General features: G+C 68.3%; 3 protein-coding genes and 1 pseudogene. All 4 read right to left on the minus strand.

Annotated elements, in window-relative coordinates; genetic code table 11:
- Positions 1 to 60: 60 nt before the first annotated feature.
- Positions 61 to 321 (minus strand): annotated as a pseudogene (locus GEV05_30740) (hypothetical protein).
- 35 nt (positions 322 to 356) lie between these two features.
- Entirely contained in the window at positions 357 to 1,607 is a 1,251-nt protein-coding gene (locus GEV05_30745; protein ID MPZ47656.1) for an FAD-dependent oxidoreductase, read from the minus strand.
- Positions 1,608 to 1,641: 34 nt separating this feature from the next.
- On the minus strand, positions 1,642 to 2,085 hold the full coding sequence (locus tag GEV05_30750; protein MPZ47657.1) for a cupin domain-containing protein: 444 nt from the start codon (positions 2,083 to 2,085) through the stop codon (positions 1,642 to 1,644).
- A 100-nt stretch (positions 2,086 to 2,185) separates the two neighbouring features.
- Positions 2,186 to 3,841 carry a monooxygenase gene (locus GEV05_30755; GenBank protein ID MPZ47658.1) on the minus strand — a complete coding sequence of 552 codons (1,656 nt, stop codon included), beginning with the start codon at positions 3,839 to 3,841 and terminating at the stop codon, positions 2,186 to 2,188.
- Between the last annotated feature and the right edge of the window lie 13 nt (positions 3,842 to 3,854).

A 3,854-nucleotide genomic window follows, 5' to 3' on the forward strand; every position in this document is an offset into this window, starting at 1 on the left:
CTGCGGCCTGGCTTCCGCCGTGCCGACCACTTTCCCGAGCTGTCCCTTGTAATACGCGTGCTCGTCGGCAAATTCCGCCGCAGCGAACATGTCCTTGGCATTGATCACCAGGAGCAGATCGTCGTGGGTCTGGAGGTGAATGTTCCAGGTCCCCGGCGGCGCGGCAACGTAGCTCACCGGGCGCGGGTTGCGGGCATCGCGCACATCGACGACGCTGAATCCTTTCGAGAACATATGCCCGATATAGGCGTGCCCGCGATGGACCATGATCTGCACGCCGTCGGCGCACCCACCCTGGTCGCTGTAGCCGATCACGCGCATGTTGCGGGCGTAATCGGGTCGCGGCAGATCGGCGCTCACCGGTATTGCGCCAGGAAATTCGGCACCGCGATCCAGTCCATCATCGCCTCGTCGCTCTGCAGGAGCTCGTGCATGCTGCGGTCGGCCTCGGTCCTGAGATCGACGCCGAGATGAGTGCCGAGCCGGCGCCCGTGCAGCACGATGGCGTTGCCGATCGGCTGGCGCTGCGCGTTGTACGCCCGCAGCGCTGCATCGATGTCGTCGTGGTCGCGCAGCGCGGCGGCGAGCGCCTGCGCGTCGCCTCCTGCCTTGGACACGCCGAAGCCCATGTGCGGCCGCGCGGAGGCCGCCGCATCGCCCACCATGGCGACTCGGCCGAAGGCGATGCGGGTGGCGGTGAAGTCGTAGATCGGCGTGATGAAGGGCTGCGGGAGCTTCAGCACGCAGTCGAGGAGCACGGGCGGCATGATCTCGCGCGCGTCGGCGTGCATCTGCGCGATCAGGTCCTTGCGCAGGAGCGGCGGCGGCACCGAGTACTCGTGCTGAACGCCGTTCTCGTCCACGCACAACTGCCTCAGCAGCGCGGCGTCGCCGACCCGGTACCAGATGAAATTGTAGCGGCGGTGCCCGGGCCGCAGATCGTCGTTGAAACCGGAGATCGGGTAGGTGATCACCTGCTGGCGCTTCGGCAGATAGAACACGAAGAAGGGAAAGATGTCGCGCAACGTCTGCGGGGCGAGGTCGGCCTCGTTCGGCGCGCCGCGCCAGATGTAGTAGCCGGCGTAGATTGGCTGCAGCTCCGGGGCGATCTGCGCGCGCACTGCCGAGCGGATGCCGTCGCCGCCGATCAGAATGTCGCCGCGCTCGATGCGGCCCCCGGCGAAACGCACGCGCACGCCGCGCTCGTCCTGGTCCACGTGCTCGAACTCGCAACCGAGGTGGTAGTGCGCCGGGTCGATGGTCTCGCGCAGGAGCCGCTGCAGCCGATCCCATGAAGTCAGGATCTGCGGCAGCGTGCGCTCGGCGATGACGCGGCCGGCGCGGTCGAGCGCGATGCGCCGAGTCACCTCGATGCCGAGCTCGCGCGTACCGGCGCCGCTCTTCTCCAGCGCCTCGATCAGCTCCGGATGCGTGGTGATGCCGGCGCCGCGCCCAACCAGTTCCACCGGCGAGCGCTCATAGACATCGCACTGCCAGCCGATTCTGCGCAGGAATGCGGCGGCGAAGAGCCCCGACATCGAGCCGCCGATGATCACCGCACGCTTGCGCCCCCTTGGCGAAGCCACGTCGAAATCGGGCGAAGCCATGTCGAAACCGCCAGATCGCCGTTGTTGCCGCAGCTTAGGCGCCGGTGAGCTCGGTGCCCGTGGAGCGCTTGCAGCTCACGAATCGGGTGCCGTCCTCCAGGGCCTTTTGCTCGTGCACCACGCCGCCCGGAATGAGCGCGACCTCGCCCGGCCCCACGTCGCGCGTTTCGCCGGCGATCGTCATTCTCAGCCGGCCCGCGAGCACCAGGATGATCTGCTCGCTCGGATGATGGTGGGCATGGGCGCCGCTGCCCTTGGGCTCGGTGTAGTACCCCATCTCGAGCTGCTCACCGGTGATGGTGGGACCGTTCGCGCTCGAGTGATCGGGGGAAATGACGCTGCCTTGCATCTCGGCCAGTTTGAAGAACGGCATGTCTCCTCCTTGTCGGCTGAAAGCCGGCGGCGCGCTGCGTCCGCCGCCGGAGCTCGATGCCGCTCCGGGGTGACGGCAGCAGCAGCCCAGTATAGACCCGCGCATCGGCTTTCCGCGATCGGAGGACGGGCTACGCAATGCACTGCACGTCCAGGTGCAGCGGCTGGAATCGTCCCGGTAGGACGGGCGCGTTCGAGATCGGATGTCACCCTCGCTGGAGGGCACCGAGCACGAGGTCAATGAGGTCGAGCGGCGCGGGCGGTTCCTCGTCGCCGCGCCATGCCACGTGCTGGTCCGGCCGCACGAGCACGAGCTTGTGCCGGTAAAGATCGCGCGCTTCGCCCGCCGCCACGTCGATCACGGTCAGAGGAACGCGCCTTGCCGCGGCCGCCGCCACGATGCCCGTGACACGCGCCGCCGGATCGAGGCGCAGCAGGTTATAGCCCGGACCGAATGCGTCGTACAGCGACCGGCGGCCTTCGAGCCGCAAGTGCGGCGCGCGGCATCCGGGAACCGTGGACGCGGTGAAGCTGCCCATCGTGTAGGAGGGCTGTGGCTCGCCGTCGTAGGCGATCACGGCTGAGCGGTCGTAGTAGTAGCCGAAATTGAGTCCGCCGCAGCATTGCTGCTCGGCATCGAGGGTGTAGGCCTCCTTCCCGATGCGCGCGCGCGTGGCGTCGCCTACAGCATCCCGCCGCTCGATGTCGCCGGAGATCTCGCGCCGGTGCGCCATGACCCTCTCGCCTATCGCGGTAATGAGGTGCGACGCCTGTTCCGTGATGGGCTGGCGCTCGGCGTCGTAGGAATCGAGCAGACCCCGGGCACCCCACCCTTGCAGCGCCGCGGCAAGCTTCCAGGCGAGGTTGGCGGCATCGGCGATGCCGGCGTTCATGCCGTAGCCGCCGTGCGGGATCCACACGTGTGCCGCATCGCCACAGATGAAGGCGCGGCGCTCGCCCAGCTTGTCCGCGACCAGGCGGCGGCTCGTCCAGTCCTCTTTCGACAGCAGTTCGTAGCGGAAGCCGGGGCCGACGCCCAGGATTTCCCGCAGCGCCCAATCGCGATCCACGGCGTCGAAATCCGTTTCGCCGCGATAAAGAAAGTTGTGCATGATCCAGGTCTCGCGGCCGTCGACCGCCAGCGTGGAGCCGCAGCGGCGCGGGTTGAGCGAGAGGTAGTTCCAGGCGGGCTTTCCGGGAAGCATCCCCAGCAATCCCGGCGCGCGGAAGTAGGTCGACTGGACGCGCTGCAGCAGCGGCGTCCCCGCGAACGCGGCGCCGATCGCCTTGCGCACCATGGAGCCGGCGCCGTCGCAGCCAACGAGGTAGGTGCAAGCTATCGAAACCGGCTCGCCGCTGCCGAGGTCACGAGCCGTTGCCGTGGCGCCTTGCGCGTGCTGCTGGAATGCCTCGACCTCGGTGCGATTGAGAATGCGGATGCGCGCCTGCGCCAGCGCGTGGGCGAGCAGCACCGGGGCGAAAAACATCTGGTTGACGCGATGGGTGTGCTCCGGCGTCGGCCACGACGTGTCCGGCCCCGTTGCGGCGGAGCCGCGCTCACCTCTTGCCGGGATCGGTACGCGCGAGAGCTCGATCCCGGTCACGCTCGTGGCCGAGACGATGTCATTCGGATAGTCCGCCGGCAGCCCGATTGCGCGCAGCTTGCGAGCGATCCCGAGGCGGCGGAAGACTTCCATCGAGCGGGCCGAGATCTGGCCGCACTTGACGCCCGCCGGCGCGTCGGCCGGCAGCCGCTCGGCGACGATGACATCGATGCCGCGCCAGGCGAGATCCATGGCGAGCGTCAGGCCGACCGGCCCCGCTCCCACGATCAGCACGTCCGTTCGCGCGCTGTGCGGCATGCCATTCACCTGG

This window comes from Betaproteobacteria bacterium, from assembly GCA_009377585.1.
Lineage (GTDB): Bacteria > Pseudomonadota > Gammaproteobacteria > Burkholderiales > WYBJ01 > WYBJ01.

Bases quoted from the DNA above. Each gene is read 5' to 3' on its own strand.
- GEV05_30745 (MPZ47656.1), bottom strand. From the start codon at position 1,607: ATGGCTTCGCCCGATTTCGACGTGGCTTCGCCAAGGGGGCGCAAGCGT.
- GEV05_30750 (MPZ47657.1), bottom strand. From the start codon at position 2,085: ATGCGCGGGTCTATACTGGGCTGCTGCTGCCGTCACCCCGGAGCGGCA.
- GEV05_30755 (MPZ47658.1), bottom strand. From the start codon at position 3,841: ATGCCGCACAGCGCGCGAACGGACGTGCTGATCGTGGGAGCGGGGCCG.